Genomic DNA, 25286 nt, shown 5'->3' with positions numbered 1-25286 from the left:
GCATCTTCGGATGCGCCTTTGCGTTACAAGGGCTGTGCTTTAAAGAGGGAAGTCCTGCCAGGGGTGGGATTGTTAAGGTTTCTACAGAATTTCGGAGTTGTGTTATGGCTGGCCATTCCAAGTGGGCGAACATCAAGCACCGCAAAGAGCGTCAGGATGCCAAGAAAGGCAAGATATTCACCAAGTGGATCCGCGAGCTGACCGTCGCTGCCCGCCAAGGCGGCGGTGACCCAGGCTCCAACCCGCGCCTGCGCCTGGCGCTGGACAAGGCCCTCGGCGCGAACATGAGCCGTGACATCATCGACCGTGCCGTGGCTCGTGGCGCCGGTGCCGCCGATACCGACGACATGGTCGAGCTGAGCTACGAAGGCTACGGCCCGGGCGGCGTGGCGGTGATGGTCGAGTGCATGACCGACAACCGCAACCGCACCGCAGCAGCTGTGCGCCATGCGTTCAGCAAGTGCGGCGGCAACCTCGGCACTGACGGTTCGGTGGCCTACCTGTTCGAGCGCAAGGGGCAGATTTCCTTCGCACCGGGTGTGGATGAAGATGCACTGATCGAAGCCGCGATGGAGGCGGATGCCGACGACGTGGTGACCAACGACGATGGCTCCATCGACGTGTTCACCTCGTTTGCCGGGTTCTATGCCGTGCGCAATGCGCTGGAAGCCGCTGGTTTCAAAGGCACTGACGCGGAAATCGTGATGCTGCCGACCACCAGCGCCGAGCTGGACCTGGACGGTGCGCAGAAAGTGCTGAAGATGCTGGACATGCTCGAAGACCTGGATGATGTTCAGAACGTGTATTCGAATGCCGATATTCCAGAGTCCGTAGCCGAACAACTCGCTTAAGCACGATAGGGATCCAATGTGGGAGCTGGCTTGTCTGCGATGGCATCACCACGGTGTAACTCACACGCCGAGGTGTCTGCATCGCAGGCAAGCCAGCTCCCACAGGGTTCTATGCTGTTACACAAATGTGTGCAAACCCAACCTGCAGGCGTTATGACTTTAATCCTAGGTATCGACCCCGGTTCGCGCATCACCGGTTTTGGCGTGGTGCAGCACACCCCGCGTGGCTGCATCTATGTCGCTTCGGGTTGCATCCGTACCGGCGCGGGCGAGTTGGCCGAGCGCTTGCAGATTGTCTATCGCGGCGTGCGTGAAGTGATCCAGACGTACGGGCCGGTGACCATGGGCATCGAGAAGGTGTTCATGGCAAAGAACGCCGACTCAGCCCTTAAACTTGGCCAGGCCCGTGGCGCGGCCATCGTGGCCGGCGCGGAGGAGGGCATGGAGATTGCGGAGTACACCGCGACCCAGGTCAAGCAGGCCGTGGTCGGCACTGGTGCGGCCAACAAAGAACAGGTGCAGATGATGGTCATGCACATGCTCAAACTCACCGCCAAGCCGCAGATTGATGCCTCCGACGCCCTGGCCATCGCCATTTGCCATGCGCACACCCGATCCAGTCTGCTACCGCACGGCCTCGGTACGGCACGCAGTCGTGGCGGGCGCCTGCGTCTCTGATAGCATCAGCGCAATCGTTATTTCCGGTCAGGCCTTGATCTGACCCCAAGCTTTAAGGATCGAACCGTGATTGGACGCTTGCGCGGCACCCTGGCTGAGAAGCAGCCGCCGCACCTGATTCTGGATGTAAATGGGTTGGGGTATGAGCTGGAAGTGCCCATGACCACCTTGTATCGCCTGCCGTCGGTCGGTGAGCCGATAACGCTGCACACTCATTTGGTGGTGCGCGAAGACGCACAACTGCTTTATGGTTTCATTGGCAAGCGCGACCGTGACTTCTTCCGCGAGCTGATCCGCCTTAATGGTGTGGGGCCGAAACTGGCCCTGGCCTTGATGTCGAGCCTGGAAGTGGATGAACTGGTGCGAGCCGTTTCGGCCCAGGATACCTCTGCGTTGACCAAGGTGCCTGGCGTCGGCAAGAAGACCGCCGAGCGCCTGCTGGTGGAGCTCAAGGACCGCTTCAAGGCCTGGGAAGTCGTGCCGAGCATGTTTGCCCTGGTGCCGAACCAGCCGGATATGCCGGCAGGTCAGGTCGCCAGCGCCGAAAGTGATGCGGTCAGCGCGCTGATCTCCCTGGGCTACAAGCCGCAGGAAGCCAGCAAGGCTGTATCGGCCATCAAGGATAAGAACCTGAGCAGTGAAGACATGATCCGCCGTGCCCTGAAGGGAATGATTTAAGTGATTGAAGCTGATCGTCTGATCGCGGCCACCGGCCCGCGCGACCGTGAAGAAATCCAGGACCGCGCCATCCGTCCACTGAGCCTGGCGGACTATATCGGCCAGCCTACCGTGCGCGAGCAGATGGAGCTGTTTATCCAGGCCGCGCGCGGGCGCAGTGAATCCCTGGATCACACGTTGATCTTTGGCCCACCGGGTCTGGGCAAGACCACTCTGGCCAACATCATTGCCCAGGAAATGGGTGTGTCGATCAAGTCGACCTCCGGCCCTGTGCTGGAGCGCCCGGGCGACCTGGCAGCGTTGCTGACCAACCTTGAACCGCACGATGTGCTGTTTATCGACGAGATCCACCGACTCTCGCCGATTGTCGAGGAAGTGCTGTATCCCGCGATGGAAGACTTCCAGCTCGATATCATGATCGGCGAAGGCCCTGCGGCGCGTTCGATCAAGCTCGACCTGCCACCTTTCACGCTGGTCGGCGCCACCACCCGCGCCGGCATGTTGACCAACCCGTTGCGAGACCGTTTCGGCATTGTTCAACGTCTAGAGTTCTATAGCACAGCGGATTTGGCGACCATCGTCAGCCGTTCGGCAGGCATTCTTGGCTTGCCGCTGGACCCGGAAGGCGCGTTTGAAATTGCCCGTCGGGCCCGTGGCACGCCACGGATTGCCAACCGGTTGCTGCGTCGCGTGAGGGATTTTGCCGAAGTGCGCGCCAAGGGCCATATCACCAAGCCCGTGGCCGACCTGGCCTTGAACCTGCTGGATGTGGATGAGCACGGCTTTGATCACCAGGATCGACGTCTGCTCTTGACCATGATCGAGAAGTTCGACGGGGGGCCGGTGGGCGTCGACAGCCTGGCGGCGGCGATCAGTGAGGAGCGCCATACCATTGAAGATGTGCTGGAGCCGTACCTGATCCAACAGGGCTATATCATGCGTACACCAAGGGGCCGGGTCGTTACACGCCATGCCTACCTGCACTTTGGGTTAAACATTCCGTCACGATTGGGTGAGATGCCCGTGGTAGACGAATTCCTCGATGCAGTGGACGATTAAAAGCTTCACGCAAGTCGATTTATTCGATGTTTGTGCTGTCCTAGTGGCTGGCGTCGTCTTTCAGTCACTGGATATGGTTCAGAGAATGAAAAAACAGTTGCCTGGCCGGATTGGCAACCTGAGGAGTAAGCACTAGAGTATGCGCGCGCAAAACGGGGATCAGTCGTTCGCACATCGCTGTCGCGTTTATTACGAGGACACCGATGCGGGCGGCATCGTGTATTACGTCAATTACCTCAAGTTCATGGAGCGGGCTCGAACCGAGCGGCTACGGGAGCTGGGCTTTGCCCAATCCGAGCTGGCAGGGGAGGACCTGTTATTCGTCGTGCATTCCAGCGAGGCGCGTTATCACGCGCCGGCGCGGCTGGACGATGAATTGCTGGTAAGCGCTGAAGTAATCGAATTGAACCGTGTCAGCCTGCGTTTCAAGCAGCAGGTCAGGCGGGCAACGGATGCAACGCTGCTCTGTGAGGGGCAGTTCCTGGTGGCCTGTGTGCGCACCAATAGTTTGAAACCCCGGGCCATTCCCGAAGCTCTACGTGCGGCCTTTGCCGGCGTAAGCGGCGCGGGTAAACAATCAACGCAGGAGATTTAGCGTGGAACCTACCGTCGTCGACCATTCCTCCATGTGGAGCCTGGTCAGTAATGCCAGTGTTGTGGTTCAACTGGTGATGCTGACCCTGGTAGCCGCATCGGTTACCTCTTGGGTCATGATTTTTCAGCGCAGCAACCTGCTGCGTGCCGGTCGACGTGCCCTGGAGAGCTTTGAAGAGCGCTTCTGGTCGGGTATCGACCTGTCCAAGCTGTACCGCCAGGCCGGCAGCAACCCGGACCCGGATTCGGGCGTCGAACAGATCTTCCGCGCGGGCTTCAAGGAATTCTCCCGTCTGCGCCAGCAGCCAGGCGTTGACCCGGAAGCGGTCATGGAAGGTGTGGCCCGTGCCATGCGCGTCGCCATTTCCCGTGAAGAAGAGAAGCTTGAGCAAAGCTTGCCGTTCCTCGCCACCGTCGGTTCCGTGAGCCCGTACATCGGTCTGTTCGGTACCGTGTGGGGGATCATGAACTCCTTCCGCGGCCTGGCCCAGGCCCAGCAAGCGACCCTGGCCACCGTGGCCCCGGGTATCGCTGAAGCCCTGATCGCTACCGCTATCGGCCTGTTCGCTGCGATCCCGGCAGTAATCGCCTACAACCGTTTCGCCGCTACCAGCGAGACGTTGATTGGCCGTTACTACACCTTCGCCGATGAGTTCCAGGCGATCCTGCACCGTAAAGTGCACACCAGCGAAGAATAAGCAGGTAATTCCCAATGGCTTTAATCGCTCGAGCTCGCAAAAAGCGCAAGCCGGTCGCCGAGATGAACGTAGTGCCTTACATCGACGTGATGCTGGTGCTGCTGGTTATCTTCATGGTGACCGCGCCGATGCTCAACCAGGGCGTGAAGGTTGATCTGCCCAAGGTTTCCAGTGAAGCCTTGCCGCAAGACAACAACACTCAGGTCCTGACCATTTCGATCAAGGCTGACAAGACCTACTACTGGAACCTTGGCAGCGAAGTCGACACCCAGAAGCAGCAGGACAAGGCCCTGACCTTGCCGGCGATGACTGATGCCGTGACCAAGATCATTCGCTCCGGCAACGAAGGCGGCAAGCACACCCAGGTGTTCATTCGCGGCGACAAGTCGGTCGACTACGGTTCCGTCATGGGCGCCATGGGCGGGCTGCAGAAGGCCGGCGTCGGTAACGTTGGCTTGATTACCGAGGCGCCCTGATGCAGCAACAGCGAGAGCCGTCCGCCTCGGAAAGCTTCTTCTGGCCTAGCGTCTGGGCAATTGCCCTGCACGTCCTGGTGTTTGGCATGCTGTTCGTCAGCTTTGCCATGACCCCGGACCTGCCGCCAGCCAAGCCGATCGTGCAGGCGACCCTGTATCAGCTGAAATCGAAAAGTCAGGCCACCACCCAGACCAATCAGAAGATTGCGGGTGAGGCCCAGAAGTCGGCTGCGCGCCAGACTGAAGTCGAACAGATGGAACAGAAGAAGGTCGAGCAGGAAGCGGTGAAGGCTGCTGCGGAACAAAAGAAAGAAGAGGCGGCTCAAAAGGCCGAGGAATCGAAAAAGGCTGACGAAGCCAAGAAAGCTGACGAGGCGAAAAAGGCTGATGAAGCCAAGAAGTCCGAGAAAGCTGCCGAAGCTAAAAAGGCTGAAGAGAAACAATTGGCTGATATAGCCAAGAAGAAATCTGAAGAAGAAGCCAAGAAAGCTGCTGAAGAAGAGGCCAAGAAAAAGGCCGCTGAAGACGCCAAGAAGAAAATAGTCGAAGACGCGAAGAAAAAAGCCGCCGAAGACGCCAAGAAAAAAGCTGAAGCAGACGAGGCGAAGAAGAAAATCGCCGACGACGCGAAGAAGAAAGCTGCCGCCGACGCCACCAAGAAAAAGGCCCAGGAAGCAGCGCGTAAATCCGCCGAAGAGAAAAAGGCCCAGGCCTTGGCAGATTTGCTTTCCGACACGCCTCAGCGTCAGCAAGCCTTGGCCGATGAGCAGGGCGATGATGTCGCGGGCAGTTTCGACGACCTGATTCGGGCGCGGGCAGCAGAAGGCTGGACACGTCCACCTTCGGCGCGTAAAGGCATGACAGTAGTGCTGCAGATCGGCATGTTGCCGGACGGTACGGTGACTTCGGTCAGCGTGGCCAAGTCCAGTGGTGACGGTTCGTTCGACAGTTCGGCGGTTGCCGCGGTCAAGAATATTGGCCGGTTGACCGAGATGCAGGGAATGAAACCAAGCGACTTCGCTCCCTATCGATCATTCAAGATGACATTCACACCTGAGGATCTAGCCTTGTGAGAAACCTTCTTCGAGGAATGCTTGTCGTTATTTGCTGTATGGCAGGGATAGCGGCGGCGGATGAAAAGAACATCCTGGTCACCAGCGGTAGCGATCGGGCCACCCCGATCGCGGTAGTACCGTTCGGCTGGCAGGGCGGCAGCGTGCTGCCGGACGACATGGCCCAGATCGTCAGTGACGACCTGCGCAACTCCGGCTACTACGCACCGATTCCAAAGGGCAACATGATCAGCCAGCCGAACCAGGCCAGCGAAGTTGTGTTCCGTGACTGGAAGGCTGTTGGCGCCCAGTACCTGATGGTCGGCAACATCACGCCGGCCGGCGGTCGCCTGCAAATCACCTACACCTTGTTCAACGTGGCGACCGAGCAGCAGGTCTTGACCGGCAGCGTTTCGGGCACCGCCGAACAACTGCGGGACATGGCCCACTACATCTCGGACCAGTCGTTTGAAAAACTCACCGGCATCAAGGGTGCGTTCTCGACGCGTCTGCTTTATGTAACGGCCGAACGTTTTTCCGTGGATAACACTCGCTACACGCTGCAGCGCTCGGACTACGACGGTGCACGCGCAGTGACCCTGCTGCAATCGCGTGAGCCAATCCTGTCGCCGCGCTTTGCGCCGGACGGCAAGCGTATTGCCTATGTGTCGTTTGAACAGCGTCGTCCACGGATTTTCGTGCAGCACATTGATACTGGCCGTCGTGAGCAGATCACTAACTTTGAAGGCCTCAACGGTGCACCAGCGTGGTCGCCGGATGGTTCGCGCCTGGCGTTCGTGCTGTCCAAAGATGGCAACCCGGATATCTACGTGATGAACATGGCTTCGCGCCAGATCAGCCGCGTGACCAATGGCCCTGGCATCAATACCGAGCCGTTCTGGGGTAAGGATGGTTCGACCATTTACTTCACCTCTGACCGTGGCGGCAAGCCACAGGTCTACAAGGCAAACGTGAATGGCGGCGGTGCGGAGCGTGTGACCTTTATTGGTAACTACAACGCCAACCCTAAGCTTTCGGCCGATGAAAAGACGTTGGTGATGATTCACCGTCAGGATGGTTTCACTAATTTCCGGGTTGCGGCCCAGGATTTGCAGCGCGGAACCGTAAAAATCCTCACAGATACCAACCTTGATGAGTCAGCCACTGTTGCGCCCAACGGCACCATGGTAATCTACGCCACCCGCCAGCAGGGCCGGGGAGTCTTGATGCTCGTGTCCATTAATGGACGCGTAAGGCTCCCGCTTCCTACCGCACAAGGCGAAGTCAGAGAACCATCCTGGTCCCCTTACCTGAACTGACGCGGCGCTACAAAAAGAAGTACTTAACACACTGGGGTTCATTAGGAGTTTCACGATGGAAATGCTGAAGTTTGGTAAGTTTGCTGCTCTGGCTCTGGCTCTGTCCGTAGCCGTTGGTTGCTCGTCTAAAGGCGGCGACAATGCCGGTGAAGGCGCAGCTGTTGATCCAAACGCTGGTTACGGCGCTAACACTGGTGCAGTTGACGGCTCCCTGAGCGAAGAAGCTGCTCTGCGCGCGATCACCACTTTCTACTTCGAATACGACAGTTCGGACCTGAAACCAGAAGCCATGCGCGCTCTGGACGTTCACGCGAAGGACCTGAAAGCTAACGGCGCTCGCGTTGTTCTGGAAGGTAACACTGACGCCCGTGGTACTCGTGAGTACAACATGGCACTGGGCGAGCGTCGTGCGAAAGCCGTTCAGCGCTACCTGGTACTGCAAGGTGTTGCTCCAGGCCAACTGGAACTGGTTTCCTACGGTAAAGAGCGTCCAGTTGCCACCGGTAACGATGAGCAGTCCTGGGCTCAAAACCGTCGCGTCGAACTGCGTAAGTAATTCGTCATGCGAACGTGCCGTCGTGCTCTAACTGTATTGGCTCTCAGCTTCGCACCGCTTGCGGTGTGGGCTGCGGTTCCTGTGGAAGATAGCAACTCAGGCTATAACAATAGCGGGAGCAGCTATCCACCAGCGGGTTATGGTACGAACGGCGCCTATGCGGGGGGAGCGGCTACGTCCGCTCCCTCGGCACAGGGCGAACTGTTCAACCAGCTGCAACGCATGCAGGATCAATTGGCGCAGCAACAAGGCACCATTGAAGTACTGCAGAATCAAGTGAACCAGCTGAAGCAAGAAGGCCTGGAGCGTTACCAGGATCTTGATCGACGTATTGGAGCCGGTGTTGCACCTGCCGCCACTCCTGATAATTCTTCTGCCGGTGGCGCGCCTAGCGCTGCTGCCGGTGGTGCCGCAGCGGGGGCTGCAAGCCAAGCCCCTGCCAGCAGCGAACCGGGTGATCCGGCGAAGGAAAAGCTGTATTACGATGCAGCCTTCGACCTGATCAAAGCCAAGGATTTCGATAAGGCCAGCCAGGCTTTTACCGCTTTCCTGCGCAAATACCCAAACAGCCAGTACGCGGGCAACGCCCAATACTGGTTGGGCGAAGTTAACCTGGCCAAAGGTGATCTGCAGGGGGCGGGCCAGGCATTTGCCAAGGTCAGCCAGCTGTACCCCAAGCACGCCAAGGTGCCGGATTCGCTGTACAAACTCGCTGACGTAGAACGCCGCCTGGGTCATACCGACAAGGTCAAAGGTATTCTGCAGCAGGTCGTGGCCCAATATCCGGGTACTTCCGCTGCCCAGTTGGCCCAGCGGGACCTGCAACGCTTGTAAGCGATGCCGCCCGTTTAGAAGAAACCCGCGCCTGGCGCGGGTTTTTTCGTTAGAATCCACGCCCTTTTATGAAACACGCTTCCTGGGGTCTACGCGTTGGCGAGGTCTCTTGAAGTGCCTGACGGAGGCGGACAGCCTGTTTAGCTGTTACGCCCGTGGCGACTATGCAAGACACATTACGAATTACCGAAGTTTTTTACTCGTTGCAGGGTGAAACGCGAACGGCCGGCCTGCCCACAGTATTCGTGCGGCTGACCGGTTGCCCTTTGCGTTGCCAATACTGTGACAGCGCCTACGCCTTCAGTGGCGGCACGGTGCGCACCCTTGATGACATCCTGGAGCAGGTTGCCGGCTACAAGCCGCGTTACGTCTGCGTGACCGGCGGTGAACCGCTGGCCCAGCCCAATGCCATCCCTTTGCTCAAGCAGCTGTGTGATGCCGGTTATGAAGTGTCGCTGGAGACCAGTGGCGCTTTAGACATCTCTGCGGTTGACCCCCGTGTAAGCCGTGTGGTCGACCTCAAGACCCCAGGCTCCAAGGAAGCGCATCGCAACCGCTACGAGAACATCGACCTGCTGACGGCGAACGACCAGGTCAAGTTCGTTATCTGTTCCCGCGACGATTACGACTGGGCAAACTCCAAGCTGATTCAATATGGCCTGGACCGTCGAGCGGGCGAGGTGCTGTTCTCGCCAAGCCACCATGACCTGAACGCACGTGACCTTGCCGATTGGGTCGTGGCGGACAATCTACCGGTGCGCCTGCAATTGCAGTTGCATAAATACCTTTGGAACGACGAGCCAGGACGCTGATATGACAGAACAAACAATGGATCAAAAACGCGCGGTAATTCTGCTTTCCGGTGGCCTTGATTCCGCCACAGTGGTTGCCATGGCACAAGCGCAAGGCTACAGCTGCTACACCATGAGCTTCGACTACGGCCAGCGCCACCGTGCCGAGCTGAACGCCGCCGCCCGCGTTGCTCGTGAGATGGGCGTGGTCGAGCACAAGGTGATCGGCCTCAATCTCAACGGCATTGGCGGCTCTGCACTGACCGACAGCAGCATCGATGTGCCGGAAGCACCCAGCGAAGGCATCCCGGTGACTTATGTGCCTGCACGTAACACCGTGTTCCTGTCCCTGGCCCTCGGTTGGGCAGAAGTGCTCAACGCCCGTGATATTTTTATCGGCGTCAATGCGGTGGATTACTCCGGCTACCCGGACTGCCGCCCAGAGTTCGTCGAGTCGTTCGAACGCATGGCCAACCTGGCGACAAAGGCCGGTGTAGAAGGGCTGGGCTTTCGCATCCTCGCGCCGCTGCAAAACCTGAGCAAGGCCGATATCGTCAAGGCTGGCGTAGGACTTGGCGTTGATTATTCGCTGACTGTTTCCTGCTACCAGGCAGACGATGACGGCCGTGCTTGTGGGAAATGCGATAGCTGCCGACTGCGTACAGAAGGCTTCCAAGCGGCCGGAATTGCTGACCCAACGCGTTATTTCTGATTTATTTCAAATAAGGTGTTGAATAATCCTTAGAAATCAGTATTATACGCGCCACCACACAGCGGGTCGTTAGCTCAGTTGGTAGAGCAGTTGGCTTTTAACCAATTGGTCGTAGGTTCGAATCCCACACGACCCACCATTTTTGGCGGTTTAGAAAATCCGGAAGGCCCACGCAAGTGAGGATTTCCGGGTTTTTTTTTGCCTGTTTGAAAATACCCAAAGCCCCAGGCGGACCAGAAGCCTGGGGCTTTTTTGTATCTGTTCGACGGCAAGCGTCAGCGCAGGGGCAAGGCTTTTGCTCCCCATTAGTTGTCAAACGATCCGAATCGCGGGTAGATTGAGTGCTATACAGCTCAGGACAAGGACCGTCATGACCACGCTTTCGCCCATCACCTCCGCCACTGCACTTATTCCCCGTCCGGCCGAGACGCCGACCGTCGCCCTGGCGCAAGGCACGGACGTCAGTGTAAAGCGACCGTCCCTGGTCGTCAGCCTGGGCAATGTTGTCTCCGATACGCTTGCCGACACGTATTCCCGCCGTGGGCAATTACCGGGTCAAGAGACCGTGAGGGCCTGGGAAAGCGAAAGCCAGGATGCGCTCAGCAAAACCCTGAATACCAACTTCAACTCGCTGTCGACAGCTACCCGCTTCAGTGGCCTCGGCACCGGCTTGATTGCGCAGTTCGTCAAGGGCGGCGGGGTGGGGGTTTCCCAGTCTGTTTTGTACGCGAGTGCCGATCGGGCGCAAAACGCCGGTGAACTCAAGATCGATCAAAGCCTGCTGCACACCAAGGCTGACAATCTGCTGAGCCTCAGCATCCAGACCGCCAGCGGCAAGACCGTGACCTTCAGCCTTTCCAGCCAGGCCGATGGCCTGGGTGTGCAGGCCACGGTGGATGGCGGCACCTTGAGCGATGACGAACTCGAAGCGGTCGGAAAATTGGGCAGCGCCTTCCAGGCCGCCGTGGATGGGGTGACGGCGACGCCGCCGAAGCTCGACCTGAGCCAACTGACACAGTTTGATTCCAAGCTGCTGACCTCGGTGGACCTCAACGCCAAGCTAAAGGGCCTGGACGGTCAGGACCTGAGCCTGGCCTTCCACGCCGACAGTCAAAGTCGCACGACACGCATGAGTAGCCCGCTGGGCGAACTTAACGTGGCGGTGGACCTGAAAAACAGCGCGATCCTGGGCGACGCCAAACAGCAGGCCAACGCGCTGAAAAGCTACCTCACCCAGTTTGACCGCGCGCAGGAACGCGGCAGCGCCAAGCCGGAGTTGATGGCGATGTTCAAGGATGCCTTCCGCGCCATGAACAGCAATTATCCACAGGCCATTTCCCTGCCGGAAGCGCTGACCCGCAACCCGACCGACCAGGGGCTGCTGACCGGCCTTGCTGATTTCAAGGCTTCGATCAAGCAGGCCACTGACTCACCCAACCCGATGCGCCCGTCCGAGGTGGACGGCTTTGCCTATGAAGTGTCGCAAAAGACCCGCGTCGGCGGCAGCAGCGCATTGGACCGCAGCGTCAGCCAGGACCAGCAGTCGAGCCTTTCCGCGAGTTTCCATAAAGGCCTCAAGGGTGGAAAGGCACCGGCCCTGGATGGCAGCCCGGAGTCGCAGAACTATCTTTATGTGCAAGTGCAGGACAAGGCCAGCAGTTCGGCCAGTCTCTCCTACAAGGACGGCATGCTGGTCAACGCATCCGTCGAGCAGAGTGCCAGCCAGAACACTCGTACGCAGAAGTACGTGATGGGCAAGCTGACGGAGGACACCACTGTGCCGAAAGACGCCTCGGTTAAACGCGATTACCTCGTCCTTCTCGAGTACGCGGCCAAGGAAAGCAAGAAGTCCAAAGATGCACTGCCGGCGTCCACATTGAAAGATGCCCTGGCCGACCTGCATGCCTCGGTGATGTTGCAGGAAGATCCATCCGCACTGGTGCGCTGACACCGCTTGCGAGAACGGGAAACCCCGCCCTGGGGTTTCCCGTTTTTTTTGCCCGACAGACGCGCCCGCAGATGCCAGATTAGGCTTTTGAATCCATTCGATATTCTGTAGCCTTGCCGAGCTTCACCTTTACCCGTGCTTGATGAACACAATCACTTCGTCCGGCGGCGCCCGAAGGGCTCCAGAGCCGGTGGTACACTCGACTTTCGCGCTACTGCGCCTGCAGGTCTTGCGAACATGACGCAAATTTCTGAACGCCTTCTGGTTCAAGCCCATCTCGACGCCAAGCAGCCCAAGGCCCTTAGCGCTGATGAAGAGGCGAGCCTGCGCACGGCCATCGCCGCTGAGCTCAAAGCTCAAGACGCGGTGCTGGTTGCCCACTTCTATTGTGACCCGGTGATCCAGGCCCTGGCCGAAGAAACCGGTGGCTGTGTCTCCGACTCGCTGGAAATGGCCCGCTTCGGCGCCGCGCATCCGGCCAAGACCGTGCTGGTCGCCGGTGTGCGCTTCATGGGCGAGACCGCCAAAATCCTTACGCCCGAAAAACGCATTCTCATGCCGACGCTGGAAGCCACGTGTTCCCTGGACCTGGGTTGCCCGGTGGAGGAGTTTTCGGCGTTCTGTGATCAGCATCCCGAGCGCACCGTGGTGGTGTACGCCAACACGTCGGCGGCGGTCAAAGCCCGGGCGGATTGGGTGGTGACCTCGAGCTGTGCGCTGGAAATTGTCGAAAGCCTGATGGACAACGGCGAGACGATCATCTGGGGCCCGGACAAGCACCTGGGTACTTACATCCAGCGCCAGACCGGTGCCGATATGCTGTTGTGGGACGGTGCCTGCATCGTCCACGAAGAATTCAAGTCCAAGCAGTTGGAAGACATGAAGGCGCTGTACCCGGATGCAGCCATCCTGGTACACCCGGAGTCGCCGACGGCGGTGATCGAACTGGCGGACGCCGTGGGCTCAACCAGCCAACTGATCGCGGCTGCCCAACGCTTGCCGAACAAGACCTTTATCGTCGCCACCGACCGCGGCATTTTCTACAAGATGCAGCAGCTGTGCCCGGACAAGGTTTTTGTCGAAGCGCCTACCGCCGGCAACGGCGCCGCGTGCCGCAGTTGCGCACACTGCCCGTGGATGGCGATGAATACGCTGGAGCGCACGCTGCAGTGCCTGCGTGAGGGCAGCAACGAGATATTCGTCGAGCCGTCGGTGATCCCGCATGCGGTGCGCCCGCTCAAGCGCATGCTGGACTTCACCCAGGCAGCGCGCCTGAAGCTGGCCGGCAACGCCTGACCCCGTTGTGAACACTGTCAAACTGTGGGAGCTGGTTTGCCTGCGATATCGGTCTATCAGTCAATGTTGCAGTGACTGAACCAGCGCTATCGCAGGCAAGCCAGCTCCCACAGTTGATGTGTGTCGTCTGCAATTACTTCTTCTGCTTCGGAACCCGCACCAGCTGCGTATCCGAATAGATGTCATGCCAGCTGCGCTTTTGCTTATCGAACAGCGACCAGATAAACCCCAGCCCCACGCACAGCCACGACGCAATCGACACCACAAAGCGTAACAGCGCCTGCCACAGGCTGATCCGCGAGCCGTCGGCGTTCTGCACGCGCACGCCCCACACCTGCATGCCCAGGGTCTGCCCGGAATGTGTCCAGAACTTGGCGAAGAAACCAAACAGTACAAACAACAGAATCGTCGACAGCAGAGGATCACCATCCAGTGCGCCGGACTCAGTGAGCGTGCGCATCCTGGCTTCGCCTACAAACGCGATCCAGATCAGCTTGTAGATGAACGCAGTAACGATCAGCAGCGCGGTGCACAACAGGAAGTCGTAGAACATCGCTGCCAAGCGACGGCCCAGGCCAACGGCGGGGAAATCGCCTGTGGGGCTCAGCAGGGGTTTCGACATGGCAGGGCGCTCTAATGGAAAAAGCCATTTTACGAGCAATCGCACATAAAAAAGCCCCTGATGTCAGCATCAGGGGCTTTTTGTCGCAGTTGGGATCAGCCTTCTGCTTGTACTTCGTCAGCCTGCATGCCTTTCTGGCCTTGCACAGCAACGAACGTCACTTTCTGGCCTTCTTTCAGGCTCTTGAAGCCGTTGCCCTGAATGGCGCGGAAATGCACGAACAGATCCGGACCGCTTTCTGGCGTGATAAAACCAAACCCTTTCTCGTCGTTAAACCACTTGACGGTACCGCTCTGACGTTCAGCCATTTTCTTATTTCCTTGACGCTAAAATTAATGACAGCCTCTTTCACATGAAAGAGTACTGGGCTGGGTTGCAGGAAAGTAAGAGACGTCGAACGGGTTGTAGCACAACTACTTCAGCTACTGCCCAGGTCCAGGTTCCAAGCGACCCATGCAAACACAGTGCGCAAACTCTACGCCAACTAATAGATAAAAAACAAGCCCTGGCAAATGCCCCGTGTTTGCTGGGCTTTATGACACTTTGGCGAATAATGAGGCGTCGACTTATTCGATAGAGTTGGTCACTTGTTATCGGTTAAAACACTTGATAAAGACTATCGGTGATGCACTGTTTTGTGGCGGTTGCGTTACAGATTAGTGCACGCTGGCGCAACCGCGTTACTTATAGAAACAGTCAATCAACCGCGGTAGTAACGTTGCGGCACAAATGGCATTTTACTTACACGTAGTGGCACTTTTTTCCCACGCACCAGCGCAGACACTTCGGTATCCAGCGCGATGAATGCACTGTCCAGGTAACCCATAGCCAGCGGGCCACCCAGCGTCGGACCGAAACCACCGCTGCACACGCTGCCGATCACTGTGCCGTGTTCGTCAACGATCTCCGCGCCTTCACGCACTGGCGTGCGCTCCTGTGGCAACAGGCCGACACGTTTACGGCTTACGCCGGCTTGCTGCTGGGTGAAGACCTTGTCGGCGCCCGGGAAGCCACCGGTACGTGCGCCGTCGGCGCGGCGGGCCTTGGAGATCGCCCACAACAGGCTGGCTTCGATGGGTGTGGTGTCGGTGTTCATATCGTGGCCATACAGGCACAGGCCGGCTTCCAGGCGCAGTGAGTCGCGGGCGCCCAGGCCGATGGCCTGTACTTCGGTCTCAGCGAGCAGGCTGCGGGCCAGGCTTTCGGCGTTGGCGGCCGGCACGGAGATTTCAAAGCCGTCCTCACCGGTGTAGCCCGAACGACTGACGTAGCAGTCCACACCCAGCAGGCGCAGGGTGGTGAACTGCATGAAGGTCATCTTGGTGACTTCCGGTGCCAGGCGCGCCAGTACTTTCACCGCCGCCGGACCCTGCAGGGCCAGCAATGCACGCGCTTCGAATAGCGGTTCGATGCTGCACTGGTCGCCGATATGCTGGCGCAGGTGCGCCAGATCCTGATCCTTGCAGGCGGCGTTGACCACCAGGAACAGCTCGTCGTTACCCAGGTTGGCCACCATCAGGTCGTCGAGAATACCGCCCTGGTCATTGGTAAACATCGCGTAGCGCTGCATGCCCACCGGCAAGTCGATGATGTCGACCGGTACCAAGGTTTCCAAGGCTTTGGCCGCATTGGCGCCGGTGAGGCGGATCTGGCCCATGTGGGACACGTCGAACAGCCCGGCTTGATCACGGGTGTGCAGGTGTTCCTTCATCACACCCAGAGGGTATTGCACCGGCATGTCGTAGCCGGCGAAGGGCACCATGCGCGCGCCCAGCTCAATGTGCAGGGCGTGCAGTGGGGTTTTCAACAGGGTTTCGGTGGACATATTCAGCTCCTGAAAAACGTGCTGGCGCGCCGTTAGGCGTCAGCACTCGATAATGTTGACCGCCAAACCGCCACGGGCGGTTTCCTTGTATTTGCTTTTCATGTCGGCGCCGGTCTGGCGCATGGTGCGGATGACTTTATCCAGCGAGACGAAATGTTGGCCGTCGCCGCGCAAGGCCATGCGCACCGCATTGATCGCCTTGACCGAACCCATGGCATTGCGCTCGATGCAGGGCACCTGCACCAGCCCGCCAATCGGGTCGCAAGTCAGGCCGAGGTTGTGTTCCATGCCGATTTCGGCCGCGTTTTCCACTTGCGAGACGCTGCCGCCCAACACTTCGCACAGTGCGCCCGCCGCCATGGAACAGGCCACGCCAACTTCACCCTGGCAACCGACTTCGGCGCCGGAAATCGAGGCGTTTTCCTTGTACAGAATGCCGATGGCAGCGGCGGTGAGCAGAAAACGCACCACGCCGTCTTCGTTCGCGCCGGGGATAAAGCGCATGTAGTAATGCAGTACAGCGGGCACGATCCCCGCCGCGCCGTTGGTCGGCGCCGTGACTACGCGCCCGCCGTTGGCGTTTTCTTCGTTGACTGCCAGGGCGTAAAGGTTGACCCAATCCAGCACCGACAACGGGTCGCGCAGCGCCGATTCCGGGTGCTTGCACAGCTGGCGATGCAGCGCAGCAGCGCGCCGCTTGACCTTCAAGCCGCCCGGCAAAATCCCCTCATTGCGGCAGCCTGCGTCGACGCAGTCCTGCATCACTTGCCAGATTTTCAGCAGGCCTGCGCGGGTCTCCGCTTCGGGGCGCCAGGCACTTTCATTGGTCAGCATCACCTGGCTGATGGACAACCCATAGGTGGTGCAATGACCGAGCAGGTCTTTGGCGTGTTTGAAGGGGAAGGTCAGCGGCGTGGCGTCTTCGACAATCCGGTCAGCGCCTGCGGCGTCTTCATCCACCACAAACCCGCCACCGACCGAGTAGTACTCGCGGCTGCGGATCTGGATGTTGGCGGCGTCAAAGGCACGAAAGATCATGCCGTTGGGGTGGTAGGCGAGGGGTTTGCGAATCATCGCCAGGTGTTCTTTCTCATTGAACGCAATGCTGTGTTCGCCGAGCAAATTCAGGCAGCCGTCCTTGCGCATCTGCGCCAGGCGCGTCGCCACGGTTTCGGTGTTGACGGTGTCCGGGTGTTCGCCTTCCAGTCCGAGCAGCACGGCCTTGTCGCTGCCGTGGCCTTTGCCGGTGGCGCCCAGCGATCCATAGAGTTCCACCTTGACGGTGGTGGTGGCGCTCAGCAGGTTGTCACGCTTGAGGCCCTCGACGAATCGAGCTGCCGCGCGCATCGGGCCGACGGTGTGGGAACTGGAGGGGCCGATGCCAATCTTGAACAGGTCGAACACGCTTAAAGACATGAGTTGTTCTCCGGTTTCTTATTATTTATCAGGTGTACTCGGCCAAATGTGGGAGCGGGCTTGCTCGCGAAAGCGGTCTCTCAGTTGATACACCTGGTGACTGATCCACCGCATTCGCGAGCAAGCCCGCTCCCACATTTACACCGAGTACATCCTCAAGTTACGCGTAGCTCTCGATCGACGGGCATGCACACACGAGGTTGCGATCGCCAAATACGTTATCGACCCGGCCAACCGGCGGCCAGTATTTGCCTTCGATCAACGAAGCCACCGGGTACACAGCCTGTTCACGGCTGTACGGGTGTGTCCACTCGCCCACCAGCTCGGCTGCGGTGTGCGGCGCGTTCTTCAGCGGGTTGTCATCCTTGTCCAGGGTGCCGTTTTCCACCGCGCGGATTTCTTCGCGGATGGCGATCATGGCGTCGCAGAAGCGGTCCAGTTCTTCCTTGGATTCGCTCTCGGTCGGCTCGATCATCAAGGTGCCTGCCACCGGGAACGACATGGTCGGCGCATGGAAGCCAAAGTCGATCAGGCGCTTGGCCACGTCATCGACGCTGATACCACTGCTGTCTTTGAGTGGGCGCAGGTCGAGGATACATTCATGCGCCACCAGGCCGTTGCTGCCGGTGTAGAGCACGGGGTAGTGCTCCTCCAGGCGACGGGAAATGTAGTTGGCATTCAGGATCGCCAGTTGCGAAGCGCGCTTGAGGCCCGCGCCGCCCATCATGCTGATGTACATCCAGGTGATCGGCAGAATGCTTGCGCTGCCGAACGGCGCCGCGCAGACCGCGCCTTCCTTGCGTTCCATGGCTGCGTGGCCTGGCAGGAACGGCGTGAGGTGCGACTTGACGCCAATCGGGCCGACGCCCGGGCCGCCACCGCCGTGGGGAATGCAGAAGGTCTTATGCAGGTTCAGGTGGGACACGTCGCCGCCGAACTTGCCCGGGGCGCACAGGCCGACCATGGCGTTCATGTTGGCGCCGTCGATGTACACCTGGCCGCCGTTGTCGTGAATGATGCCGCAGATTTCGCGGATACCTTCTTCGAACACACCATGGGTGGACGGGTAGGTAATCATCAGCGCGGCGAGGTGGTCGCGGTGCTCGATGGCCTTGGCACGCAGGTCTTCGATATCGACGTTGCCACGCGCATCGCAGGCTGTGACGACAACGCGCATGCCAGCCATGTTGGCGGTGGCAGGGTTGGTGCCGTGGGCCGACGATGGGATCAGGCAGATGTCGCGGCGTTCATCGCCACGGCTCTGGTGGTAAGCACGGATGGCCAACAGCCCCGCGTACTCGCCTTGGGAGCCGGCGTTCGGCTGCAGGGAGATCGCGTCGTAACCGGTGGCCGCGCAGAGCATGGCTTCCAAGTCGGAGGTCAGCTCCAGGTAACCGGTGCTTTGCTCGGCCGGGGCGAAGGGGTGCAGGGCACCGAACTCGGCCCAGGTCACCGGGATCATTTCGCTGGCGGCATTGAGCTTCATGGTGCACGAGCCCAGCGGGATCATGGTGCGGTCCAGCGCCAGGTCCTTGTCGGCCAGCTTGCGCAGGTAGCGCATCAGCTCGGTTTCCGAGTGATAACGGTTGAACACCGGGTGGCTGAGGACGGGCGACTGGCGCAGCAGTGCGGCCGGCAGGGCGCTGTCAACGTTGGCAGTGAAGACTGGCAGTGCCTTGCCGTCGGCGAAGAGGCTCCACAGCGTTTCGATATCCGCCTGGGTGGTGGTTTCGTCCACCGACACGCCAAGGCGCTCAGCGTCCACCACACGCAGGTTGATGCGCTGGGCGCGGGCCTTGTCGTGCAGGGCGGCCGTGTTGGCGCCGGTGTTGAGGGTAATGGTGTCGAAGAAGTTGGCTTGCTCGACTTTCAGGCCCAGTGCGGTCAAGCCCTTGGCCAGGATCGCGGTCAACTGGTGCACCCGTCGGGCGATCTGGGTCAGGCCTTTGGGGCCGTGGTACACGGCGTACATGCTGGCGATGTTGGCCAGCAGCACTTGGGCGGTGCAGATGTTGCTGGTGGCCTTCTCGCGGCGGATATGCTGCTCGCGGGTCTGCATCGCCAGGCGCAGGGCCGGCTTGCCGAAACGGTCGACGGAGACACCGACCAGGCGGCCCGGCATGTCGCGCTTGAACGCATCCTTAGTGGAGAAGTACGCCGCGTGCGGGCCGCCGAAGCCCAGCGGCACGCCGAAGCGTTGCGCGCTGCCGATGGCCACGTCGGCGCCGAATTCACCCGGTGGGGTCAGCAGGGTCAGGGCCAGCAGATCAGCGGCTACCGCGACCAGTGCGTTGGCGGCGTGGAAGCGCTCGGTGAGCTCGCGGTAGTCGAAGACGTCACCGTTGCTGGCTGGATATTGCAGCAGGGCGCCGAAAAACGGGGTGACGTCGGTCAGTTCGCGCTCATCGCCTACCACCACCTCGATACCCAGCGGCTCGGCACGGGTGCGCAGCACGTCGAGGGTTTGCGGGTGGCTGTGGATCGAGGCGAAGAAGGCATTACTGCCCTTGTTCTTGCTCAGGCGTTTGCAGAAGGTCATGGCTTCGGCGGCAGCGGTGGCTTCGTCGAGCAGGGAGGCGTTGGCGATCGGCAGGCCGGTGAGGTCGCTGATCAGGGTCTGGAAATTCAGCAGCGCTTCCAGGCGGCCTTGGGAAATCTCTGGCTGGTACGGCGTGTAGGCGGTGTACCAGGCCGGGTTTTCCAGCAGGTTGCGCAGGATCGGCGACGGCGTGTGGCAGTTGTAGTAGCCCTGGCCGATGTAGGTTTTGAACAGTTGGTTCTTGCCGGCGATGGCCTTGATCCTGGCCAGGGCCTCGGCTTCGCTCAGGCCGTCTTCCAGGCCGAGCACGCTGGTGCCCTTGATGCTTTCCGGGATCACGCTGGCGCTCAGGGCTTCCAGGGAGTCGAAACCCAGGCTGGCGAGCATGTGCTGCTCGTCTTCCTGGCGCGGGCCGATGTGGCGGGCGATGAATTCGTTGGCGGTGTTCAGTTGAACGGTCATTGCGCGCTCCTCAAGCTTCAGCGTTGGCTTTGATCAGGCGGTCGTACGCGTCCTGATCCAACAGTTTAGGCACCGCCTCGGCGTCGGCCGGTTTAAAGCGGAAAAACCAACCTTCGCCCATTGGGTCTTCGTTGACCAGTTCCGGGCTGCCATCGAGTTTGTCGTTCACTTCGAGCACTTCACCGTCCAACGGCATGTACACGCCGCTGGCGGCTTTTACGGACTCGACGGTGGACGCTTCGGCGCCCTTGTCGTAAGCCTGCAACTCCGGCAGTTGCACGAAAACCACATCACCCAGCGCGTTCTGCGCGAAAGCGGTGATACCCACGGTGACGCTGCCGTCGGCTTCGGCGCGCAGCCATTCGTGATCTTCAGTGAAACGCAACTCGCTCATGGAAACTCCTCGGGGCCAGATTCGTCTGGTGGACGGGATTGGAATAATGGGGAGTTACTTAGCAATATCGCGGCCAAGCTTGTTAAAGCCTTGTAAATCAATGGCTTAATAAAAATGGTCATGACGATATGGAATTCGGCTGTAGCGATTTCGCTACACTCCGACGCGCGAAAAAAAGCCTATGCGGATCAAAGCCTTGCATGGCGAGAAAAAAACAAGGTTGTAGCGATATCGTTCCACTGTAGCGCTTTCAGTACAGCCGATGTCGTTCTCAGACCAAATTTTGAAATACGGTCCTGTGGGAGCTGGGTTTGTTCAGTCAGGGTTTGTTGGGAATGCCGTACTTGCGCAGGCGATGGGCAATCGCCGTGTGGGAAGTCTGCAAGCGGCTGGCCAGTTGGCGCGTCGAGGGGTAGCTGCTGTAGAGCTTTTCCAGCAGGCTGCGCTCGAAATCTTCCATGGCCTGCTCCAGGCTGTCGACTTCACCGTCGCCCTGGCGCGCGACTGACGTGCCGGCGATGTCGAGGTCGCCAATGTCCACCAGGCTGCTTTCACAGATGGCGGCGGCGCGGAAGATCACGTTTTGCAACTGGCGCACATTGCCCGGCCAGCGGTTGCCCAACAGCGCCGGGTAAGTGCCGGGCGCCAGGCGGCAGACCGGACGCTGGATCTGTGCACAAGCCTGCTGCATGAAATAGCGCGCCAGCAGCAGGATGTCCTGGCCGCGTTCGCGCAGCGGCGGTACTTCGACGTTGAGCACATTGAGGCGGTAGAACAAGTCTTCGCGAAAGGTGCCCTCGCTGACCATCTTTTCCAGGTCGCGGTGGGTGGCGCTGAGGATGCGCACATTGACCTTCACTTCACGGTCGCCACCGACGCGACGGAAGCTGCCGTCATTGAGAAAACGCAGCAGCTTGGCCTGCAGGTACGGCGACATCTCACCGATCTCATCCAGGAACACCGTGCCCTGGTTGGCCAACTCCATCAGCCCCGGCTTGCCGCCGCGCTGCGCGCCGGTAAAGGCGCCCGGTGCATAACCGAACAGCTCACTTTCGGCGAGGTTTTCCGGCAGCGCCGCGCAGTTCAATGCCAAAAAGGGCGCGCTGTGACGCGCGCTGATGGCGTGGCAGGCACGTGCCACCAGCTCCTTGCCGGTGCCGGTTTCGCCTTGAATCAATAACGGTGCATCCAATGCCGCCACCCGCTGCGCGCGCGCCTTGAGCGTACGGATGACAGGGGATTCGCCGAGCAGCGCATCAAACCCTTCGGCATGGTCGTGGTGCAGCGCCGACAGTTGTTCGCCGATACGGTTGGGTGGGTAGAGGGTGAGCAGGGCGCCGGCGTCGGTGATCGGCGTGGCGTCCAGCAGCAAGGTCTGGCCGTTGACGCTGATCTCACGCAGCGGCAGGCGAAAGCCGTGTTCGAGCAACGTGTCCAACAGCGTCGGGTCGTTGAACAGCTCGCTGATGCTTTCCCCTGCCGGTTCGCGGCCATACAGGGCGATCAGTGCCGGGTTGGCCAACAGAATCTTGCCCGCGCTATCCAGGGCCAGCACCGGGTCGGTCATGGCGGCCAGCAGGGCATCGAGTTGCAGGTGGCGGCGTTGACCGGGGAGGATATCCACCACCGTGACCGCCTGTACGCCGTGCACGCTGAAGAGGGCGTCGCGCAGCTCTTCCAGCACCTCGGCGCTCAGGGTTGGCGCATCGATGTAGACGTTGGGCGGCACCATTTCTACCGCATCCAAGTTGAGATTACGCCCACCGAGCAAGGCCAGGACTTCCTGGGTGATGCCGACGCGGTCGATGAAGCTGACGTGGATACGCATGGGGCGGATCTTGATTCTAGAGTGCGGAGGGTGGCCAGTATGCCTTGGAGATGATGGAGATCAAAATGTGGGAGCGGGCTTGCTCGCGAATGCGTTGGGTCAGTCGATAAATTAAGTGACTGACACTCCGTCTTCGCGAGCAAGCCCGCTCCCACAGGGGATTTGCGTCGTTCTTACTCCAAATGTTCCGGCTTGACCGGATCACCCGACTTCACATCCAGTTGATGCCGCACATCCTCGAACATCAAGTCGTACTGCTTGTGCATCGAGCCGTTCAGCACCGCGACCTTGGGCATTCCATACTTCTGCGCAATGTTCATCGCATGCCGCGCAAAGTCGAACGCCTGGTCCTTGGGCAGGAAGAACTCTTCCTTGAGGTCCTTGCCCTGCACCGAGCCATGCAGCTTGAACAGCATCCCCTTGCCTTCCTTGGGGTCCTGGCTGACTTCATAGTCGATGCACAGGTTGTAGCTGTAGTCCTGGGCATTCAGTGCGTGACGTTCAACGTGCAAGTGACCCGGTTCAAAAGTGGCCATAGGCGTATCTCCTCTACTTCACAGATAGGTGATGCCAGGTTTTGCCGTACTGATGCGTGTACCGGCACTGCCCTGGACGATGGCTTCGATGTCCGAGAGTGAACCGATGACGGCGGTTTTGCCAGTCTGGCGGGCGAACTCGCAGGCGGCTTGGACCTTGGGGCCCATGGAGCCGGCGGCGAAGCCGAGTTTTTCCATTTCGTCAGGGTGGGCCTGGCCGATGGCTTTTTGGCTGGGCTTGCCGTAGTCGATGAAAGCGGCGTTGACGTCAGTGGCGATCACCAGCAAGTCGGCGTCCAGTTGCGCAGCCAGCAAGGATGAGCAGAGGTCTTTGTCGATCACCGCTTCGATGCCTTGGAGCTTGCCGTCTTCGCCGTACATTGTCGGGATGCCGCCACCGCCCGCACAGATCACGATGGCGCTTTTTTCCAGTAGCCATTTGATCGGGCGGATTTCAAAGATGCGTTTCGGCCGTGGGCTGGCGACCACGCGGCGGTATTTATCACCGTCTGGTGCAATCGCCCAGCCTTTTTCGGCGGCGAGCTTTTCCGCTTCGGCCTTGGAATACACCGGGCCGATGGGCTTGGTTGGGTTTTGGAACGCTGGGTCCTTGGCGTCGACTTCCACCTGGGTGAGCAAGGTGGCGAACGGCACTTCGAAGTCCAATAGATTGCCCAGTTCCTGCTCGATGATGTAGCCGATCATGCCTTCGGTCTCGGCGCCGAGCACGTCCAGTGGGTAGGGTGAAACCTGGGTGTAGGCCGCCGCCTGCAATGACAGCAGGCCGACTTGCGGGCCATTGCCGTGGGCGATCACCAGCTCGTTGCCGGCATGGATCTTGGCGATCTGCTCGGTGGCGATGCGGATGTTGGCGCGTTGGTTGTCCGCCGTCATGGGTTCACCACGGCGGAGCAGGGCGTTGCCGCCCAAGGCTACGACGATGCGCATACAGAGTGTCCTTCTGAAAGTTCTGATGAAGGAACGCGGTCAATGTGGGAGCCGGCTTGCCTGCGATAGCATCACCGCGGTCTGCTTGATGGATCGAGGTGCCTGCATCGCGGGCAAGCCCGGCTCCCACATTTGTCCTCATTGCCAACTTAAGGGTTAGATATCTGCCAACGCCGACACCAAGATCGCCTTGATGGTATGCATGCGGTTTTCCGCCTGCTCAAACGCGATGTTGGCCGGCGATTCAAACACCTCTTCAGTCACTTCCACGCCATTGGCCAGGTTCGGATAACGCGCGGCGATGTCCTTGCCGACCTTGGTTTCGCTGTTATGGAACGCCGGCAGGCAGTGCATGAACTTCACCCGCGGGTTGCCCGAGGCTTTCATCATCTTGGCGTTGACTTGGTACGGCAGCAGTTGCTCGATGCGCTCGTCCCACGCTTCCACCGGCTCACCCATCGACACCCAGATATCGGTGTGGATGAAATCCACGCCTTTCACGGCTTCTTTCGGGTCTTCGGTGATGGTGATGCGCGCGCCGCTTTCTTCGGCGAACGCCTGGCATTGCTTGATGAAATCTTCGTGCGGCCACAGGGCTTTCGGCGCGCCGATGCGTACGTCCATGCCCAGCTTGGCGCCGATCATCAGCAGCGAGTTGCCCATGTTGTAACGGGCATCGCCGAGGTAGGCGTAGCTGATGTCATGCAGTGGCTTGTCGCTGTGTTCGCGCATGGTCAGGGTGTCAGCGATCATTTGCGTGGGGTGGAATTCGGCGGTGAGTCCGTTGAACACCGGCACGCCGGCGAATTTGGCCAGCTCTTCGACGATTTCCTGCTCGAAGCCACGGTACTCAATGGCATCGAACATGCGCCCGAGCACACGGGCGGTGTCTTTCATGCTTTCTTTGTGGCCGATCTGCGATGAAACCGGATCGATATAGGTGACGTGGGCACCCTGGTCATGGGCCGCGACTTCGAAAGCGCAACGGGTGCGGGTCGAGGTTTTTTCGAAGATCAGCGCGATGTTCTTGCCTTTCAGGTGCGGACGCTCGGTGCCGGTGTATTTGGCGCGTTTGAGGTCGCGGGACAGGTCCAGCAAGTAGTTGAGCTCGCGGGTGGTGTGGTGCATCAGCGAGAGCAGGCTGCGGTTGCGCATGTTGAAAGCCATGATGGAT

The 25286-nt window shown here is 59.6% G+C and carries 25 protein-coding genes and 1 tRNA gene; 16 read left to right on the top strand and 10 right to left on the bottom strand.

The annotated features are described in order from the left end of the window. The first annotated feature begins 104 nt into the window (after positions 1-104). The 16 genes from AB4O35_RS28535 (at position 105) to nadA (ending at position 13542) form a co-directional block, all read left to right on the top strand. Complete coding sequence (locus tag AB4O35_RS28535) at positions 105-851, top strand: YebC/PmpR family DNA-binding transcriptional regulator (protein ID WP_049711749.1); 747 nt, start codon at positions 105-107, stop codon at positions 849-851. A gap of 153 nt (positions 852-1004) precedes the next feature. Further along, positions 1005-1529, top strand: coding sequence for a crossover junction endodeoxyribonuclease RuvC (gene ruvC, locus AB4O35_RS28530; RefSeq protein WP_049711750.1), 525 nt, complete (start codon positions 1005-1007; stop codon positions 1527-1529). Positions 1530-1595: 66 nt separating this feature from the next. Beyond that, positions 1596-2207 (top strand): Holliday junction branch migration protein RuvA, encoded by a 612-nt coding sequence (ruvA, locus tag AB4O35_RS28525; RefSeq protein ID WP_003175802.1) that lies wholly within the window; start codon positions 1596-1598, stop codon positions 2205-2207. Beyond that, positions 2208-3266 (top strand): Holliday junction branch migration DNA helicase RuvB, encoded by a 1059-nt coding sequence (gene ruvB / locus AB4O35_RS28520; RefSeq protein ID WP_024077146.1) that lies wholly within the window; start codon positions 2208-2210, stop codon positions 3264-3266. Positions 3267-3405: 139 nt separating this feature from the next. Beyond that, positions 3406-3861, top strand: coding sequence for a tol-pal system-associated acyl-CoA thioesterase (ybgC, locus tag AB4O35_RS28515; RefSeq protein WP_065873596.1), 456 nt, complete (start codon positions 3406-3408; stop codon positions 3859-3861). A gap of 1 nt (position 3862) precedes the next feature. Further along, positions 3863-4558 carry a protein TolQ gene (gene tolQ / locus AB4O35_RS28510; protein ID WP_015885609.1) on the top strand — a complete coding sequence of 232 codons (696 nt, stop codon included), beginning with the start codon at positions 3863-3865 and terminating at the stop codon, positions 4556-4558. A 23-nt stretch (positions 4559-4581) separates the two neighbouring features. After that, entirely contained in the window at positions 4582-5034 is a 453-nt protein-coding gene (gene tolR, locus AB4O35_RS28505) for a protein TolR (protein ID WP_161793227.1), read from the top strand. Beyond that, positions 5034-6107, top strand: a complete 1074-nt coding sequence (gene tolA, locus AB4O35_RS28500) for a cell envelope integrity protein TolA (RefSeq protein ID WP_015885608.1) — start codon at positions 5034-5036, stop codon at positions 6105-6107. Before tolR ends, tolA begins: the two co-directional genes overlap by 1 nt. 17 nt (positions 6108-6124) lie before the next feature. Continuing rightward, on the top strand, positions 6125-7405 hold the full coding sequence (tolB, locus tag AB4O35_RS28495) for a Tol-Pal system beta propeller repeat protein TolB (protein ID WP_175403016.1): 1281 nt from the start codon (positions 6125-6127) through the stop codon (positions 7403-7405). Positions 7406-7460: 55 nt separating this feature from the next. Continuing rightward, the gene (gene pal / locus AB4O35_RS28490; RefSeq protein ID WP_003193861.1) at positions 7461-7961 is read left to right on the top strand and encodes a peptidoglycan-associated lipoprotein Pal; all 501 of its coding nucleotides are present in this window, start codon (positions 7461-7463) and stop codon (positions 7959-7961) included. Between the two features lie 6 nt (positions 7962-7967). Further along, complete coding sequence (gene ybgF / locus AB4O35_RS28485) at positions 7968-8795, top strand: tol-pal system protein YbgF (RefSeq protein WP_065945854.1); 828 nt, start codon at positions 7968-7970, stop codon at positions 8793-8795. Between the two features lie 164 nt (positions 8796-8959). Then, positions 8960-9607, top strand: coding sequence for a 7-carboxy-7-deazaguanine synthase QueE (gene queE / locus AB4O35_RS28480; RefSeq protein ID WP_065873595.1), 648 nt, complete (start codon positions 8960-8962; stop codon positions 9605-9607). Positions 9608-9623: 16 nt separating this feature from the next. Beyond that, entirely contained in the window at positions 9624-10298 is a 675-nt protein-coding gene (gene queC, locus AB4O35_RS28475) for a 7-cyano-7-deazaguanine synthase QueC (RefSeq protein WP_175403019.1), read from the top strand. 63 nt (positions 10299-10361) lie between these two features. Then, positions 10362-10437: transfer RNA gene (locus tag AB4O35_RS28470), tRNA-Lys, on the top strand. A gap of 231 nt (positions 10438-10668) precedes the next feature. Next, positions 10669-12246, top strand: coding sequence for a lactate dehydrogenase (locus tag AB4O35_RS28465; protein ID WP_256530450.1), 1578 nt, complete (start codon positions 10669-10671; stop codon positions 12244-12246). A 237-nt stretch (positions 12247-12483) separates the two neighbouring features. Continuing rightward, positions 12484-13542: a quinolinate synthase NadA gene (nadA, locus tag AB4O35_RS28460; RefSeq protein ID WP_065873593.1), complete on the top strand. Its 1059-nt coding sequence runs from the start codon at positions 12484-12486 to the stop codon at positions 13540-13542. 133 nt (positions 13543-13675) lie between these two features. Here the strand turns inward: nadA and AB4O35_RS28455 are convergent, their stop codons facing one another. From AB4O35_RS28455 to AB4O35_RS28410, 10 genes are all read right to left on the bottom strand, one after another. Beyond that, on the bottom strand, positions 13676-14164 hold the full coding sequence (locus AB4O35_RS28455; protein ID WP_065873592.1) for an RDD family protein: 489 nt from the start codon (positions 14162-14164) through the stop codon (positions 13676-13678). 95 nt (positions 14165-14259) lie between these two features. Next, the gene (locus tag AB4O35_RS28450) at positions 14260-14472 is read right to left on the bottom strand and encodes a cold-shock protein (RefSeq protein ID WP_003365337.1); all 213 of its coding nucleotides are present in this window, start codon (positions 14470-14472) and stop codon (positions 14260-14262) included. Positions 14473-14864: 392 nt separating this feature from the next. Next, the gene (gcvT, locus tag AB4O35_RS28445; RefSeq protein ID WP_065945856.1) at positions 14865-15989 is read right to left on the bottom strand and encodes a glycine cleavage system aminomethyltransferase GcvT; all 1125 of its coding nucleotides are present in this window, start codon (positions 15987-15989) and stop codon (positions 14865-14867) included. 39 nt (positions 15990-16028) lie between these two features. Then, complete coding sequence (locus AB4O35_RS28440; protein ID WP_065945857.1) at positions 16029-17405, bottom strand: L-serine ammonia-lyase; 1377 nt, start codon at positions 17403-17405, stop codon at positions 16029-16031. Positions 17406-17565: 160 nt separating this feature from the next. Then, positions 17566-20406 carry an aminomethyl-transferring glycine dehydrogenase gene (gene gcvP / locus AB4O35_RS28435; RefSeq protein ID WP_065945858.1) on the bottom strand — a complete coding sequence of 947 codons (2841 nt, stop codon included), beginning with the start codon at positions 20404-20406 and terminating at the stop codon, positions 17566-17568. A 10-nt stretch (positions 20407-20416) separates the two neighbouring features. Continuing rightward, positions 20417-20800: a glycine cleavage system protein GcvH gene (gene gcvH, locus AB4O35_RS28430; RefSeq protein WP_065873589.1), complete on the bottom strand. Its 384-nt coding sequence runs from the start codon at positions 20798-20800 to the stop codon at positions 20417-20419. 319 nt (positions 20801-21119) lie between these two features. Further along, positions 21120-22628 carry a sigma-54-dependent transcriptional regulator gene (locus AB4O35_RS28425; protein WP_065873588.1) on the bottom strand — a complete coding sequence of 503 codons (1509 nt, stop codon included), beginning with the start codon at positions 22626-22628 and terminating at the stop codon, positions 21120-21122. 173 nt (positions 22629-22801) lie between these two features. Further along, positions 22802-23164, bottom strand: coding sequence for a DUF5064 family protein (locus tag AB4O35_RS28420; RefSeq protein WP_065873587.1), 363 nt, complete (start codon positions 23162-23164; stop codon positions 22802-22804). 18 nt (positions 23165-23182) lie between these two features. Next, a complete protein-coding gene (gene arcC / locus AB4O35_RS28415) occupies positions 23183-24112 on the bottom strand; it encodes a carbamate kinase (RefSeq protein WP_065873586.1) in 930 nt (309 codons plus the stop codon). Between the two features lie 156 nt (positions 24113-24268). Then, positions 24269-25279 carry an ornithine carbamoyltransferase gene (locus tag AB4O35_RS28410; RefSeq protein ID WP_032890962.1) on the bottom strand — a complete coding sequence of 337 codons (1011 nt, stop codon included), beginning with the start codon at positions 25277-25279 and terminating at the stop codon, positions 24269-24271. Positions 25280-25286: the final 7 nt, after the last annotated feature.

Source organism: Pseudomonas sp. H1_A03 (assembly GCF_054685145.1).
The sequence above is the reverse complement of the archived record's forward strand: the minus strand, read 5'-3'. Positions and strand labels throughout refer to the sequence as shown.